Raw genomic sequence first — 15846 nt, forward strand, 5'->3', positions numbered from 1 at the left:
GTCAGGCCGGGCCGGCCTTGTAGCCCACGCCGCGGACCGTCACCACGATCTCGGGGTTCTCCGGGTCGTGCTCCACCTTGGACCGCAGCCGCTGGACATGGACGTTGACCAGCCGGGTGTCGGCGGCGTGTCGGTAGCCCCAGACCTGCTCGAGCAGCACCTCGCGGGAGAACACCTGGTGGGGCTTGCGGGCCAGGCAGACGAGCAGGTCGAACTCCAGCGGCGTCAGCGCGATCGGCTGCCCGCCGCGGGTCACCTGGTGTCCGGCGACGTCGATCGTGAGGTCGCCGATGGTCAGCTGCTCGGAGGGGACGGCGTCGTAGCGGCGGACGCGCGCCCGGATGCGGGCGACGAGCTCCTTCGGCTTGAACGGCTTGACGACGTAGTCGTCGGCGCCCGACTCCAGCCCCACGACGACGTCCACCGTGTCGCCCTTCGCCGTGAGCATCACGATGGGTACGCCGGACTCGTGGCGGATCTGCTTGCAGACCTCGATGCCGTCCATGCCGGGGAGCATCAGGTCGAGCAGCACCACGTCCGGGCGGTAGTCGTGGAACGCGTCGAGCGCCTCGTCGCCGCGGGTGACGACGTAGGACTCGAAGCTCTCCTGGCGCAGGACGATCGCCAGCATCTCCCCCAGCGACGCGTCGTCGTCGACGACCAGCACGCGCCCTCTGGTGGTCGGCTCAGCCGTGTGGCTCATGGGTCAAGTGTGCCAGCCGGCACGTGCGTACGCCGGGCTACGGTCGGCGGCCTCCGTCGCAGCCGACGATCCGCGCGCGACCCCTCCAGGACGACCGGAGGTCACACGGTGCGGGAATCGCCGGACGCTCCTGCCGGCACCACGTCCGCCGCCCGGCGTACGCGTGTGTCAGTCAGTACCGGTAGGTGTCGGGTTTGAAGGGGCCGGCCTGGTCGACGCCGATGTAGCTCGCCTGGTCCTCGGTCAGCTCGGTGAGGTTGACGCCGAGGCTGGCGAGGTGGAGGCGGGCGACCTCCTCGTCGAGGTGCTTGGGCAGCACGTAGACGCCGACGGGGTACTCCTCCGGCTTGGTGAACAGCTCGATCTGCGCGAGCGTCTGGTTGGTGAAGGAGTTCGACATCACGAAGCTCGGGTGGCCGGTCGCGTTGCCGAGGTTCAGCAGGCGGCCCTCCGAGAGGATGATGACGGCGTTCCCGCTCGGGAAGGTCCAGACGTCGACCTGCGGCTTGACGTTCTTGCGTACGACGCCCGGGTAGGACTCGAGCCCGGCCATGTCGATCTCGTTGTCGAAGTGGCCGATGTTGCCGACGATCGCGTTGTGCTTCATCCGGCTCATCTGGTCGACGGAGACGACGTCCTTGTTGCCGGTCGCGGTGATGACGATGTCGGCGTACGGGAGGGTGTTCTCCAGGGTGTCGACCTGGTAGCCGTCCATGGCGGCCTGCAGCGCGCAGATCGGGTCGATCTCGGTGACGATGACGCGGGCGCCCTGGCCGCGCAGCGACTCGGCGCAGCCCTTGCCGACGTCGCCGTAGCCGCAGACGACCGCGACCTTGCCGCCGATGAGGACGTCGGTGGCGCGGTTGATGCCGTCGACGAGGCTGTGGCGGCAGCCGTACTTGTTGTCGAACTTCGACTTGGTGACCGAGTCGTTGACGTTGATCGCCGGGAAGAGGAGGGAGCCCTCCTTCATCATGTCGTAGAGGCGGTGGACGCCGGTGGTGGTCTCCTCGGTGACGCCCTTGATCTCGGCGGCGATCTTGGTCCAGCGGTCGCTGCTCTCGGCGAGCGACTTCTGGAGCTCGGTGAAGATGACCTTCTGCTCGGCGGAGGTCGCCGTGGCCGGGTCGGGCGCCTCGCCCTTCTTCTCCGCCTCGACGCCGAGGTGGACGAAGAGGGTGGCGTCGCCGCCGTCGTCGAGGATCATGTTGGCGTAGGTGCCGTCGGGCCAGTTGAGGATCTGCTGGGTGCACCACCAGTACTCCTCGAGGGTCTCGCCCTTCCAGGCGAAGACCGGGACGCCCTGCGGGTCCTCGGGGGTGCCGTCGGGGCCGACGACGACGGCCGCGGCGGCGTGGTCCTGGGTGGAGAAGATGTTGCACGAGGCCCAGCGGACCTCGGCACCGAGCGCCACGAGGGTCTCGATGAGCACGGCGGTCTGGATGGTCATGTGCAGCGAGCCGGCGATCCGCGCTCCCTTGAGCGGCTGCGAGGCGCCGTAGCGCTCGCGCATCGCCATCAGGCCGGGCATCTCGACCTCGGCGAGCTGGATCTCGGTGCGGCCGAAGTCGGCCAGGCTCAGGTCCTTGACCTTGAAGTCCATCAGGTTGGTTCCTTCTGCGCTTTTCCCGGTCGGACTCAGCCGTCGGGAATGGGGCGTGTCTGCGTCGCGCATCTGCGCCTCGTCGGGATCTCCCACGCGGACCCGGTCAGCCTACAAGCGGCGCTCGCCTGTCGCTGAAATCCCGGCCCGGACACCCCGGGTTCGGTAGGCCGCTGCGGCGACCAGCGCACCCGCGGCCACCGGGACCCCGACCAGCGCGACCGCGACGGTGACCGGGACGAGCGTCGAGCCGAGCCCGACCGACGCGTACACGACCAGCGCGGTCGCCTCCTCGCCCACCCCGAGCACCGAGGTGACCGTCGCGCGGGCCGGGCCCGAGATCCGGTCCTGCAGCCTCGTCTCGGCGACGATCATCGCGTTGTTGAGCAGCCCGTAGCCCAGCGCGATCGGCACGAAGCCGGCGTACGCCGCGGGGATCGCCGGTCCGCCGGCCGCCCCGAGCGAGACCAGCACGGCGCCGGCCGCGACGGTCAGGCCGAGCGCCCGCCCCGACATCGGGGTACGCCCGGCCAGCGCGGTGCCGACCGCCTGCGCGAGCGTCGTGACCGCGATGAGCACCGGCACGCTTGCCGTGGGGACGCCGTGGTCGCGGGCGACCAGCGGGAAGTACTCGTCGTACGCCGTCAGCCCGACCAGCACCGACGCGACCAGCAGCGCCCGTCGTACGGCGGGCACCCGGGCGGACTCGCGCAGGCCCGTGCCGAGCATCGCGAGGTAGCGGCCGCCGCGCGGCTCGTCGGTGTGCGTCGGACGGCGTGCTTCGGGGCGGACCGGCAGGATCGCGGCAAGGACGCCGTGCAGAAGCGCCGCCACCACCGAGGCGAGGCCGAGGAGGCCGTAGCCGCCGACGTGGAGCAGGGGTACGGCGAGCCCGTCGGCGACGAGCACGGCGACCAGCGCGAGCGCCCGGGCCCGCCCGATCAGCCGAGGGTACGCCGGCGTGCGGCCGCGCAGCCGCAGCTCGTCGTAGAGCAGCGACTCGAAGGTGCCCGACTCGAGCGCACTCGAGACGCCCCACAGCACGAACCCGAGCGCGAAGCCGGCGTACGTCGGCCGGAGCGTCCAGCTCGCGAAGGCAGCCGCGAGGACCACGGACGAGAGCACCAGCAGCCGGCGGCGGTCGATCGTGTCGGCCCAGGCTCCGGAGGGCACCTCGCAGGCGAACGAGGTCAGCGACCACAGCACGAGCAGCGACGAGATCTCGCCGGCGGACAGGCCGTGGTCGGCGAACAGGAGCGCGTAGGCGCCGTAGAGCGGGACCAGGTCGCGGCTCGCGTGGTAGGCGAGCACGCGCACGGTGAACCCGCGGGGCGGGACTTAGATCGGGTGCACGGAGCCGAGGCTAGTCCGGGTCACGCGATCCCTCGACCGGATAACCGGCGAGGAGCCGGCGCGGGTCGAGGCGGTCGCGCAGCGCCTCGACGCGGTCGAGCACACCGGGCCGGAAGCAGCCGGCGAGCCGCTCGGGCGTGGCGCGCAGGTCGACCTCGCCCACGTAGTGGCCGGTCCAGTGGTCGCGGACGGCGAGGACCATCTCCTCGGTCCAGGCGCGGTTGGCCCGCTCGGCACCGTCACCGGGCGCGCCCGGCTCCCAGGAGGCGTAGGGCGCGACCGTCATCGTGCCGAGCGGCAGGTAGGCGCAGCCGGCGACGGGCGGCTCGGCGCGGCGGAAGGAGGAGGAGCTGACCAGCACGCTGGCGTACGTCGTGGGCGCCTTCTCCATCACCTCGACCAGCGGCGGCACGAGGTCGGCGTACGCCGCACGGCACCACGCCTGCTGCGACGCCTGGCCGAGGTCGGTCGGCAGCGTCTGCGACTCGAGCATCGCGCAGATCGTGCTCGGGCCGTCCTCGACACTGTGGGCGAGGTCGAGGGCCGCCGCCGGGACCGCGGCCCCGAGGAGCGCGCGGGCATCGTCGGGATCGCGCCCGTACGCCGTCGCGGAGACCGTCACCGCCACGTCGTCGAGCCCCTCGACCGAGCCGCGGGCGGTGACGAAGACGGTGAGCTCGACGTCCGGGCCGATGGCCGCCCGCAGGTCATCCGCCCACGCCGACGCCTCGTGGACGTGGGCGGCCCGGAAGGTCACGGCCCGGCGGTGGACCGCCGGCTCGTCCCACAGCCTCACGTGGAACGCCGTCACGACCGCCGGGAACCCCGGCCCCGCGCCGCGGAGCAGGGCGAAGGCCTCCGGGTCGGAGTCGGCGCAGAGGCGTGCGGTCGTGGCGTCGGCGAGCACGACGTCGGCCGCCAGGACGCTCTCGACGGCGCTCCCCCAGCGGCCCTGGTTCCAGCCGTTGCCGCCGGCGAGCAGGAAGCCGCCGAGACCGACGCCGGACTTGTGCCCGACCGGGAACGCCAGCCCGCTGCCGGCGAGCGAGCGCGCCGCCGACAGCGACGTCGCCCCAGGCCCCACCATCGCCGTCCGCGCGGCCGCGTCGACCTCGATCGCGTCCAGCCCGGACAAGTCCAGGGCGAGGACACCGTCACGCAGCGCGCTGAAGGCGAGCGAGTGCCCGCCGCTGCGCACCGCGACCTGGACGCCTTCCGCCGCCGCCAGCGAGAGCGCCTCGGCGACGTCACCGGCACTCGCGGCGTACGCCACCAGGGCGGGGCGCGCCTGCGGGACCGCCGCCGACGCCGACAGTCCCCGGCGCGCGGCCTCGTAGCCGTCCTCCCCCGCGCGCACGACCCTCAGCGTCATCGGCCCTCCTTGTCGCCCGAGGCTGGTGATGTGGTCGACACGGCACCATCCTCGAGCGCGCGTATTTCCTGGTGGTGATGGCTCGTGTAACGACTCGTCGCGGGCGTGTCCCCGCGCCGTGCGGTACCCGCTCCGGTCACGGGATTGACGTTAGATTGACGGCGTGGGATCCCAGGCCGCCGACCACGCGCTCGACCGTTCCGTGCAGCGGCTAGGCGCGCGGATCCGGCAGTTGCGGAAGGACCGCCGGATGACCATCGTGCAGCTCGCCGAGTCGAGCGGGCTGTCGCACCCGTTCATCAGCCAGCTCGAGCGCGGGCTCGCCCGGCCGAGCATGTCCTCGCTCTTCCGGATCGCCGAGACGCTCGGCACCGACCAGCACGTGCTGCTCGCGGAGAGCGTCGCCGTCTCGGACGGCTCGCCCGCCGTCGTACGCCGCTCCGGTGACGGCGCCGCGGTCGCGTCGAACGGCTCGGTCCAGGCGCTCGTCCCCGGCTCCGACCACCCGTTCATCCCGATGGAGTTCGTCGGCGACGAGACCACCTGGGACACCTACTGGCGGCATGCCGAGGACGAGTTCGTGTACGTCGTGTCGGGGCGGCTGCGCATCGACCTCGACGGCTCCGTGTCCGAGCTGGAGGTCGGCGACTCGGTCTACGTCCCGGGCGGCGTCGCCCACCGCTGGGCCTCGGCGGACGGCGAGCTGTTCCGGCTGGTCGTGGTCAAGGAGCGCTTCCGGCCCGGCTGAGGCGCACGACCGGCGGGCGGCGCCTGCCGGTCAGCGGCCGACCCGTGCCCGGAGCGCGCCGACCAGCTGCCGCTCGTCGGCGGTGGGCAGCCGGTAGTCACGGACGACGACCCGCCCGGCCACGACGACGTGCCGCGGCCTGCGGCCGGGCGAGGCCCAGAGGAGCCCGGCGACCGGGTCGGCAACACCGGCATCGGCCACGCCGTTGACGTCCCAGACGCACAGGTCGCCCGCCGAGCCGGGCCGCAGGTGGCCGAGCTCGGGACGGCCGAGCCCGACCGCCGAGCCCTCCGTGGCCGCCTCGAGCGCCTCGGCGGCGGTGAGCGGGCGTCCCGCCAGCGGCGCGACCTGCATCGCCAGCCGGGCGTCGGCGAGCAGGTGGCCGGCGTCGTTGCTGCCGCCGCCGCTGGTGCCGAGCCCGACGACGACCCCGGCGTCGCGGAGCGCGGCGACCGGCGCGACTCCCCACCCCATCGGCAGGTCGCAGCCGGGTGCGTGGGTGGCGGTGACCCCGGCGGCCGCGAGCCGCGCGATCTCCGCGTCGGTCACCCCGCACAGGTGGGCGAGCGTCACGTCGTCGGTCAGCCAGCCCCACTCCTCCAGCAGCTCGAGGGGCCGCCGTCCGTAGCGCTCCCGCGCCACCTCGACGTCCACCTGCTCCCCCGCCTGCGTACGCCGCCGCAGGCCTCGCCGCTCGGCGACCTCGCCCATCAGCCTGAAGGTCGCCTCGGGGTCCGAGTGCACGCCGGCCGGGCCGACCGCGACCTGCACCCGCCCGTCGGGGCGTACGCCGCCGGGGGCGTCGCCCGCGAGGGCGTCGGCGACCAGGTCGGCACTGTGGGCGGCGGTCTCGGGGTCGTCGCGTGCCGAGCCGCGGACGAAGACGAGTCGGCTCCCCAGCTCGTCGGCCGCGGCGGCCGTGGCCCGCGCGAGCGGCACGGTCTCCTCGGGCGAGAGCTCGGCCGGCCAGGTGAGGTGGTGGTCGGCGACGGTCGTGACCCCGCTCAGCAGCCCCTCGGCGATCCCGACCCGGGCAGCGAGTCCGACGAGCTCCTCGTCCACCCCGGCCTGCTCGTACGCCGCCGCCATCCTCGGCAGCCAGACCGACATCGGCACGCCGCGGGTGCCGGGCAGGGTGCGGAAGGCCGACTGGAGCAGGTGGTGGTGCGCGTTGACCAGTCCGGGTGTCACGACGCATCCGGTGGCGTCGAGCGTGTCGGCGGCGGGGCCCGGGTCGCTCCTGAGGAGACCGTCGGCGCCGGCGTACACGTCCCCGGAGACGACCGTCGAGCCGTCGACCACGACCGCGAGGGCGCCGCGGACGGCGACCGTCACGACGGCGGCAGAGGCGAGAACCGGTGCGCCTCGACGATCACCTCGGCCAGCGCCGCGACACCCGCCTCGAACCGCTCCTTGCCCGCCTCGGCCGAGGCGCCGGTCGGGTCGCCGAGGTAGCCGTCGGGTCCGAAATCGTCCGAGAGCCAGCCGAAGGAGACCGGCTTGCCGAAGCCGATGTGGGTGAACCCGGTGAGGTGCTCGGGCACGCGCCGCTCGGCCAGCTCGGCGTGCACCAGCCCGGGGCGCAGATGGAGCATCATCGACGTCTCGCCGAAGCCGCCGTGGATGCCCATGCCGAGCTCGTTCTCTGAGGCGGAGCGCCCGCCCTGGTCGGGCGGGACCGAGAGGTGGGCGAAGAAGGTCTGCAGCCCGAACCGCTTGCGCAGCTCGCGGTTGGCGACCTGGCCGAGGGCGGAGTTCCCGCCGTGGCCGTTGATGAACAGCAGCCGGGTGATCCCCGAGGTCTGCAGCGACCGCCCGATGTCGACGAGGACCCGCATCAGGGTGTCCCACGACAGCCAGATCGTGCCGGGATAGCGGGAGTGCTCGTCGGACTTCGTGTAGGTCAGCCCCTCGAGGAGTACGACGGGTGCCTCGCCCGAGGCGGCCACCGTCGCGACCGCCGCCTCGGCGGCCTCGGTCGCGATCACGTAGTCGGTCGAGACCGGCAGGTGCGGTCCGTGCTGCTCGACGGCCCCGAGCGGCAGCACCGCCACGGTGTCCGGCGGCAGCGCGGCCACCTGCGGCCCGGTCAGGTCGATGAAGCGCGGGGCGGATGTGGTCATCAGCGGACTCCGATGTTGACGCGGGTGTCGAGCGGGGCGTCGGCGACGAGCTTGCCAGGGTTGAGCAGGCCCTTCGGGTCGCGCCGTGCGGCGACCTCCCGGACCAGGTCGACGTTGCGGTCGACGTACCACTGGTGCGGGCTGTGCACCCCGACCCCGAGCGCGTCGAGGCGCGGGATCCCGGCGAGCACCTCGTCCTCGCCGACGTAGTCGGCGACGAGCATCGCCAGCGGCGCCGTGCCCATCAGCTCCAGGTGGAGGTAGACCTCGCCGGGGTAGACCTCGCGGACCTTCGCGGCGTCGGTCCAGTAGAGCGGCGACCCGGTCTCCATGTGGAACCAGGTGCGCTCCGGATGGCCCTGCTGGAGGAAGTAGACGGGGTGGTTGTAGGACATCCCGGAGAGCCGGTCGGTGGCGGCGTAGTCGTCCAGCGTCGCCACGACGGTGCCGCCGGCCGCCTCGACCCGGCGCGCGATCTCCGCGACGGTCGAGGACTCCGCGATCACCCGCAGGCTGTGCTGCGCGGGGTCGAGCCGCACCCGGGCGGGCAGCGTCGGCACCAGCGCGGGCTCGTCGCCGGACGCCAGCCGGGGCAGCACCGGAAGGTCGAGCAGCGTGCTGTGCACGGCGATCAGCTGGTCCCAGGAGTCGAACCCGGCGTACACCGCGGTCCAGTCCCGCGCGGGGTCGGTCGCGATCTCGACCTCGACCACGATCCCGGTGACGCCGTACGCATGGATGTACGGCGCGGCCTCGTCCCCCCGGAAGGTGAGCACGTCGCCGCTGCCGTCCATCGGGGCGACGATGAGCGCGCGGACGAAGCCGTCGCTGGTCGTGCCGTGCTCGATCGTGCCGGTGCCGGCGCTGCCGCCGCCCACGAACCCGCCGATCGTCGAGCCCTTGGTCGAGGGGAAGATCCAGATGTCGCGGCCGGCCGCCCGCGCGACCTTGTCGATCTCGGTGAGCCTCGCCCCCGCCCCGGCCGTCACGGACCCGTCGGCGTTCACCCGGATCCGGTCGAGCGCGCGCAGGTCGAGGACGATCCCGCCGTCGAACGGGGTCGCCTGCCCGTAGTTGCCGGTGCCGGCGCCGCGCGGCGTGACCGGGACGTCGGCGTCGTACGCCAGCCGGAGGACCGTCGCGACCTCCTCGGCCGTCCGCGGGCAGACCACGACGTCCGCGACGTACCTCCCGGCCGGGATCTTCTCCTGCAGGACCGGTGACATCTTCGACCAGTCCGAGGACATCTTCACCAGGGCCGCCGGGTCGTCGACGACCCGGTCCGAGCCGAGGGAGTCGACGACCGCGGCAGCGACCCGGAGCGTGCGTTCGCGGGTGGTGGTCACGGCAGCTTGATGGAGTCGTCGATGAACTGGTTGGTATAGAGCGACGACGGGTCGACGTCGTCCTTGAGCGTGCCGGCGGCCTTCATGATCGGCGCGAAGGTGTCGACCGTCTTCTTCACCCGGTCGGGGTCGAACTTCCCGAAGACCCCCGACTGGGGGTCGTTGGTGACCAGGTGGAGCTTCTTCATCTGCTGGACGGCGAAGTCGGCGACGCCCTCGGAGTAGGTCCAGCCGGTCTGGTACTGGTTGACGATGTCGACGATGACAGAGTTCGCCCACGCCGGGTCGTCGAGGTAGTCGATCTGCGCCTGCTGCAGGATCGGGACCAGCTTCTTCAGGCAGGGCGCCTGCTTCGTGACGTCCTCGGCACGGACCGCGGCCGGCTCCGGGTAGATCGAGTAGCCGATGTCGGACATCAGCTGGTAGCTCACCGGCTTGTCCCACTGCGGGACCTCGTGCTCGTAGATGTACGGCTCGGCGGTGGCGAAGCCCTGCTGCAGGATCGTCGGGTCGGACACGAACCGCTGCGGGGTGCCCTCGTACGACGTGTCGGACTGCGACTTCGCGATGATGCCCTTGCTCTCCAAGAGCGCGGGCAGGGTGTCGCCCGAGGTGACGACCGGGTCACCGTCGGCGGCCGCCTCCTTGATCGTGGTGGCGCCGGGATGGGAGTCGGGGTCCCACATGATGATCTGCGGGCTGACGGTGAGCTGGCTCGTCACCGCGACCGTCGGCTGCTTGGCGGAGGCGGCGATCGCCTCGTCGGTGTTGACGGCGCCGATGAGGATGTCCTTATCGAGGTACATCTGGGCCGGGACCGGGCTGTACCCGATCGCCGGCCCGCCCGACCGGATCTCGATCTTGACGCCGGTGTCGACACCATGGGCGACGAGCTCGCCGGTGACCGACTTCTTGTTGGTGTCGACGGTGTAGCCCTTCCCCACCAGGGCGTACCACGCGCCGTGCTCGGCCTCGGGCTGCCAGTCCTGCTGCATGACGATGGTCGACGGGCAGACGTCGGAGAGGTCCATCGCGGCGTCGGCGGGCGCGCTCGCCGACGGTGCGTCCGCGCCGCTGGAGGTGGTGTCCGAGCCGCCGCAGGCGGCGAGGGTGACCAGGGAGAGCGCCGCCAGCGAGGCGAGGGCGACGGAGCGGGTCCTTCGGTTCATGGTGTGTCCGATCGGTGACTCGGGTGGGAGCGGGACGGGTACGCCGGCCTCATCGCCGGCTGCTGCCGTACCAGCGGCCGATGACGGCCCGGTCGAGGGCAGCGAAGATCGAGAAGACGACGACGCCGAAGAGGGCGGTGAGGATGATCGCCATGAAGAGCGGCTCCATGGAGAGCCGCAGGGTGTAGGTACGGAGCAGGCCGCCGATGCCCGGCTTGCCCTGCTGGAAGTAGAAGTCGCCGACGATGGCGCCGATCACCGAGAGCCCCGCGGCGTTGCGCAGCCCGGTGAAGATGGCGGGTACGGCGGCGGGGAACTTCAGCTTCAGCAGCCGGTGCCACCACGTGGCGCGGTTGAGCGTGAACAGGTCGTGGGCGGCGGCCGACGCGGACTGCAGCCCGAAGAAGGTGTTGGAGATCATCGGGAAGACCGAGATGATCACGGCCACGACGATGCGGGCGCTGAACCCGTAGTTCATCCAGATCCCGATGAGCGGCGTCAGCGCGAGGATCGGGATCGTCTGCAGGATGACGGCGTACGGATAGAGGATCTTCTCCGAGATCGGCGACAGGGACATCACGACCGCCCACAGCATCCCGATGACGACGGCGATCAGCAGGCCGGCGAGCGCGACCTTCACGGTCTGCCACAGCGCGGTCAGCATCGGGTCCATGATCACCGGGTCGGTCAGGGTCTCGCCGACGACCTGGTGCGGCGGCGGGAGCAGGAAGCGCCGCTCGGGGGTGAGGACCGCGTAGCTGACGAGGTACCAGATCGCGAGCAGGCCGACGATCGCGGCCAGGATCGGCAGCGCCCTGAGCGCGGCGGCCCGCAGGATCGCGACGGCCAGCGGCCGCCGCGAGTCGGGACGCGCGACGTCCTGGGCGGCGGCCTCCTCCCGGACGTCGCGGGCGGCGGTCTCGACCGCCGCGTCCGTCGGCAGGGTCTGATTCACATCAGTCATGCGTGCTCCCCCAACGCGGCCGAGACCCGGCCGGTGATCTCGGCGAACTCCGCGGAGTAGCGCAGCTCCGGCGGCCGCGGGTAGTCCCAGGGCATGTCGATCTCGGCGACCACCCGGCCCGGCCGGCCGCTCATCACGATCACCTTGGTCGAGAGGTAGACGGCCTCGGAGACGGAGTGGGTGATGAAGAGGCCGGCGAACCTCTTGAGCTGGAAGATCCGCTGCAGCTCGGTCTGCATCTTCAGCCGGGTGATCTCGTCGAGCGCCCCGAACGGCTCGTCGAACAGCGCCAGGTCGGGCTCGGCGACCAGTGCCCGGGCGATCGACACCCGCATCTGCATGCCGCCCGACAGCTGGCGCGGGTGCTGGCGCTCGAAGCCGGAGAGGCCGACGAGCTCGAGCGCCTCCAGCGCTGCCGTACGACGCTCCTTGCGCGACAGTCCGCGCAGCTCCCCGACCAGCTCGACGTTCTTCAGCGCCGAGCGCCACTCCAGCAGCGTGGCGTCCTGGAACACGTAGCTGGTCGTCGTGGCCGACACCCGCAGAGTGCCGTCGGTGGCCTCCTCGAGACCGGACGCGAGGCGCAGCAGCGTGGACTTGCCGCAGCCTGACGGGCCGACCACGGCGACGAACTCGCCCGGGGCGACAGAGAGGTCGATGCCGGTGAGCGCCGTCGTCCCGGTCGGGAACCGCTTCGTGACGCCGTGCAGGTCCAGCGTCGGCGCGAGAGTCGGTGCCGTCGTACTCATCGGTGTCCTCACTTCGCAACGGGGAGGTTGAGGGCGGTGCTGACCCGGGTGTCGGCAACCACCCGGCCGCCGTGGACGACGACGCGCGCCGGCTGGCCGCCGGCCAGGACGTCGTCGAGGGGTACGTCGGGGACGAGCAGGAAGTCGGCCGCGCAGCCCGGCGCCGCCCCGACCGGGGGCAGGCCGAGCACCTCCCGGCCACCGGAGGTGACGGCGGCCAGCGCCTCGCGGGGGCGCAGATGACCGGCGGTCACCAGCAGCGAGGTGGTCTCGAACGGGTCGGCGCGCCCGACCGGGTTGAACGGGTCGCGCAGGTTGTCGGCGCCAGCGGCGAGGGGGATGCCGGCGTCGAGGATCGCGCGCAGCGGCGGCAGCCCGCGCGGGACGACGGTCGCGTCGCGGCCCTGCAGGTAGAGGTTTGTGATCGGCAGGGTGACGATCCCGATGCCGGCGCGCTTGGTGAGGTCGAGGACCTCGGCGAGCCGGGCACCGTCGAGCATCCCGAGCCTGACGCAGTGGCTCGCCGTGACCTGCTGCTGCATCCCGCGCGCGATCACCTGCTCGGCGAGGTCGACCAGGTCGACGTGGTCGGTCGTCGTCTGCTCGTCGGTGTGCAGGTCGACCGGGAGCGCGTACTCCTCCGCGAGGTCGAGCAGGCGGCCCGTCTCGGCGGCCGGGTCGTCGGCGAGGTGCGGGCAGCCCCCCATAACGTCGATCCCTCGGGCGACCGCCTCGCGGATCACCGGCGTCGGGCTGAGGTGGCCCGCCAGGAGGCACACCTGGATCGTCACGGTCCCGGCGAGCTCGTCGCGCAGCGTCACCAGGGTGTCCACACCACGGAGGGGGTCGCCACCGGTCGCGAGGACGTCGACGTGGGTGCGGATCGTGGTGATGCCGTGGGCCAGGTAGCGACCGACGGCGGTCAGCGCCCGGTCGCGCAGGTCGGCCGCGTCGACGTCGGCCACGATGTCCCGCCACTGCGCGATCGCGGTGACCAGGTCGTTGCCGGCACCGGGGTCGACCCGCGGTCCGGAGAGCGCCTTGTCGAGGTGGGCGTGCGACTCCGTGGCCGCCGGGACGAAGCGCCAGCCGGAGGCGTCGAGGCTCTCCCCGGAGCCTCGCGCCGAAGCCGGCGCGTCACGCTCGTGCGGTCGTACGCCGGCGATCGTCGCGTCGAGGATCGTGATGTCGGCGAGCGACCCGTCGACGAGGCGTACGCCGCGGACCTCCGCGACGGTCCGCCCGACCAGGGAGGCCCTGTCCCACGGACGTCCCACTGCGGTGCCGACCGTCACCGAGAGCTCCCCTCGTCTGGCATCTCGACCCTCCCGGATGTTGATGGGAGGAACATTTCGCCACGCTAGGAGCGCGGTGTTTCCGGCGCGTAACCGCTGTCGGCAAGGGCGGTGAAATCAGGCCTGGCCGCCGGCCGCCTCCTCGGATGCGGGCCCCGGCACGTCGGGCGAGGAGCCCCCGTGGCCGCCGTCCTTCGTGCCGAAGGGCAGCAGATGGAGGAGCCCCATGATCAGCAGGCCGACCACGAGCCCGATGACGGCGGAGGCGAGGGTGTTGACCAGCCACCCGAGGATGCCGCCCACGACCGGGACGCCATGGCTGACGTCGTGCTCGGCGTGGTGGATCCGGTCGTAGAGCCAGTGCCAGCCCGGCTCGCCGGAGCTGACCGCGCCGTTGAGGTCGTGGACGCCGACCAGCAGGATGTGGCCACCGACCCAGAGCATGGCGGCGGTGCCGACCACGGAGATGATCTCGAGCAGGATCGGCATGCCCTTGACCAGCCCGCGGCCCACGGTCTGCAGAGTCCTGGAGGAGCGGCCGGCCAGGTGGAGGCCGACGTCATCCATCTTCACGATCAGCCCGACCACGCCGTACACCAGGATCGTGATGACGATCCCGACCACCACGAGGATCGCCAACCGGGCCCAGAAGCCCTGGTCGGCCACCTCGTTGAGCGCGATCACCATGATCTCCGCCGAGAGGATCAGGTCGGTGCGGATGGCCTCGGAGACCAGCGTCCTCTCGGCGCCCGCGCCCTCCTCGGCGACCGGGACGTCGTGCTCGTCCTGGTGGCGCAGCCGGTGCCAGACCTTCTCCGCGCCCTCGTACGACAGGTAGCAGCCGCCGAGCATGAGGATCGGGGTGAGCAGCCAGGGCAGGAACTGGCTGAGGACCAGTGCCACCGGCAGGATGATGAAGAGCTTGTTCCGCACCGAGCCGCTGGCGATCTTCCGGACGATCGGCAGCTCTCGGTCGGGGGTCACCCCGGTGACGTACTGCGGCGTGACGGCGGTGTCGTCCACCACCACCCCGGCCGCCTTGACGGTCGCGCGGCTCGCCGCGGCGCTCACGTCGTCGACCGAGGCGGCCGCCATCTTCGCGATCGCGGCGACGTCGTCGAGCAGGCCGAACAGCCCCGCGCTCACAGCGCGCCCCTCGGACGGGCAGGCGTACGGCGGGCGGGGCGGGCGCTCGTCATGGCCCGAACAGTAGCCGACCCCCGGCCCCGCTCGACCGGCTCAGGTGGTCGCGCCGGCGAGCTCGGGCTCGGCGCGCCGCTGGCGGTCGAGGTCGGCGGCGATGACGTGCAGCTCGACGGCCTGGCGGAGCTGGACCTCGGCGTACGACAGCGGGTCGACGGCTCGCTCGAGGCGATGCGAGACCCACGGAGAGGCGAGCAGCAGCGCCAGGACGACGGCGCCCGCGATCGTCAGCGGAAGTGCGACGTCGATGTGCGCCCGCCCCCAGATGTCGTACGGCGAGTACTCGACCGCCTTCACGACGAAGCCGTGGCACAGGTAGACCACCAGGCTCGCGGCGCCCATCCGGGTGAACCAGCCGCGCGAGCGTGGGATCAGGGCCAGCGCGGAGAAGGCGCCGACGATGCCCATGACCAGCACGACGGAGCGTACGACGAGGGCCGGAAGCGCGGTGTCTGTGAGGTTCTCGTAGGCGTAGGAGTAGAAGAACCACTGGGGCTGCGCGAACTGCTCGGTGTAGCCGGTCAGGATCCACAGACCCACGAACGAGGCCACCGCGGCGACCCGCACCGGCAGCGTGCGCAGCCGGTCGAGCAGCTGCGGGGTGAGGCAGAGCCCGATCGCGAAGAACGGCAGGAAGCCCAGCACCCGGCGGAGCTGGAGGACGTCGATGTCGACGTACCCTCCGACGATGCTCAGCCCGATCGCGATCACGATCACGGCCGGCCCGATCCGACGCAGCAGCGGCGTCATCAGGCGCCAGAAGAACAGGGCGGGGAGGAACCACATCGGCCAGTGCGGCTCGATCCACAGCGTGTGGAGGTGCTCGCCACCCACGAGCTCGCGGAAGATCGCGAGCGCCGCCTCCATCACGATGTAGGGCACCGCGACGCTGCGCACCAGCGACCACAGCCGCGCCCGGCTGTAGGAGAAGGTGCGCGAGAGGTAGCCCGTGACGAGCACGAACGCCGGCATGTGCCAGGCGTAGAGGAAGTCGTAGAGGTGAGACCCGAACGTCGTGGCGTCCTTGAGCATCACCAAGCTGTGGCCCACCACCACGAGCGTGACCAGCGCCATCTTGGCGTTGTCGAACAGCGGGTCGCGAGCCTTCCGCACCGGCGGTGCGGTCGACGGCGAGTGGGCGGCCCGGGTCCGTGCGCTCATCGGCCCTTGTGTACCCAGGCGACCTGAGAGGGATTCTCAGGTTCGGCCCGGCCGCAC

At 72.1% G+C, this 15846-nt stretch carries 14 protein-coding genes; 1 reads left to right on the forward strand and 13 read right to left on the reverse strand.

Translation table 11 applies throughout. From position 1 onward, the window contains the following. Position 1: 1 nt before the first annotated feature. The 4 genes from mtrA to ABLE53_RS16160 all read right to left on the reverse strand — a co-directional run bounded on the left by mtrA (position 2) and on the right by ABLE53_RS16160 (position 5031). Positions 2-703, reverse strand: coding sequence for an MtrAB system response regulator MtrA (mtrA, locus tag ABLE53_RS16145; RefSeq protein ID WP_348860051.1), 702 nt, complete (start codon positions 701-703; stop codon positions 2-4). A 172-nt stretch (positions 704-875) separates the two neighbouring features. After that, on the reverse strand, positions 876-2306 hold the full coding sequence (gene ahcY, locus ABLE53_RS16150; protein WP_348860052.1) for an adenosylhomocysteinase: 1431 nt from the start codon (positions 2304-2306) through the stop codon (positions 876-878). 111 nt (positions 2307-2417) lie between these two features. Beyond that, complete coding sequence (locus ABLE53_RS16155; RefSeq protein ID WP_348860053.1) at positions 2418-3623, reverse strand: MFS transporter; 1206 nt, start codon at positions 3621-3623, stop codon at positions 2418-2420. Between the two features lie 46 nt (positions 3624-3669). Further along, complete coding sequence (locus tag ABLE53_RS16160; protein ID WP_348860054.1) at positions 3670-5031, reverse strand: FAD-binding oxidoreductase; 1362 nt, start codon at positions 5029-5031, stop codon at positions 3670-3672. A gap of 163 nt (positions 5032-5194) precedes the next feature. Between ABLE53_RS16160 and ABLE53_RS16165 the strand changes: the two genes are divergently transcribed. After that, the gene (locus tag ABLE53_RS16165) at positions 5195-5779 is read left to right on the forward strand and encodes a cupin domain-containing protein (protein WP_348860055.1); all 585 of its coding nucleotides are present in this window, start codon (positions 5195-5197) and stop codon (positions 5777-5779) included. Between the two features lie 30 nt (positions 5780-5809). Here the strand turns inward: ABLE53_RS16165 and ABLE53_RS16170 are convergent, their stop codons facing one another. The 9 genes from ABLE53_RS16170 to ABLE53_RS16210 form a co-directional block, all read right to left on the reverse strand. Further along, positions 5810-7114 carry an amidohydrolase family protein gene (locus ABLE53_RS16170; protein ID WP_348860056.1) on the reverse strand — a complete coding sequence of 435 codons (1305 nt, stop codon included), beginning with the start codon at positions 7112-7114 and terminating at the stop codon, positions 5810-5812. After that, a complete protein-coding gene (locus ABLE53_RS16175) occupies positions 7111-7902 on the reverse strand; it encodes a creatininase family protein (RefSeq protein ID WP_348860057.1) in 792 nt (263 codons plus the stop codon). Before ABLE53_RS16175 ends, ABLE53_RS16170 begins: the two co-directional genes overlap by 4 nt. After that, positions 7902-9248, reverse strand: a complete 1347-nt coding sequence (locus tag ABLE53_RS16180) for an FAD-binding oxidoreductase (RefSeq protein WP_348860058.1) — start codon at positions 9246-9248, stop codon at positions 7902-7904. The genes ABLE53_RS16175 and ABLE53_RS16180 overlap by 1 nt, the downstream gene beginning before the upstream one ends. Next, positions 9245-10417: a substrate-binding domain-containing protein gene (locus ABLE53_RS16185; RefSeq protein ID WP_348860059.1), complete on the reverse strand. Its 1173-nt coding sequence runs from the start codon at positions 10415-10417 to the stop codon at positions 9245-9247. Before ABLE53_RS16185 ends, ABLE53_RS16180 begins: the two co-directional genes overlap by 4 nt. A 49-nt stretch (positions 10418-10466) precedes the next feature. Further along, positions 10467-11381 carry an ABC transporter permease gene (locus ABLE53_RS16190; RefSeq protein ID WP_348860060.1) on the reverse strand — a complete coding sequence of 305 codons (915 nt, stop codon included), beginning with the start codon at positions 11379-11381 and terminating at the stop codon, positions 10467-10469. Further along, on the reverse strand, positions 11378-12130 hold the full coding sequence (locus tag ABLE53_RS16195; protein ID WP_348860061.1) for an ABC transporter ATP-binding protein: 753 nt from the start codon (positions 12128-12130) through the stop codon (positions 11378-11380). The genes ABLE53_RS16190 and ABLE53_RS16195 overlap by 4 nt, the downstream gene beginning before the upstream one ends. A gap of 8 nt (positions 12131-12138) precedes the next feature. Beyond that, positions 12139-13425, reverse strand: coding sequence for an amidohydrolase family protein (locus ABLE53_RS16200; protein WP_348860062.1), 1287 nt, complete (start codon positions 13423-13425; stop codon positions 12139-12141). A 117-nt stretch (positions 13426-13542) separates the two neighbouring features. After that, the gene (locus ABLE53_RS16205) at positions 13543-14571 is read right to left on the reverse strand and encodes a DUF808 domain-containing protein (RefSeq protein WP_348860063.1); all 1029 of its coding nucleotides are present in this window, start codon (positions 14569-14571) and stop codon (positions 13543-13545) included. A gap of 93 nt (positions 14572-14664) precedes the next feature. Beyond that, positions 14665-15789 (reverse strand): acyltransferase family protein, encoded by a 1125-nt coding sequence (locus ABLE53_RS16210; protein ID WP_348860064.1) that lies wholly within the window; start codon positions 15787-15789, stop codon positions 14665-14667. Positions 15790-15846: the final 57 nt, after the last annotated feature.

Source organism: Nocardioides asiaticus (genome assembly GCF_040049175.1).
GTDB lineage: Bacteria > Actinomycetota > Actinomycetes > Propionibacteriales > Nocardioidaceae > Nocardioides > Nocardioides cheoyonin.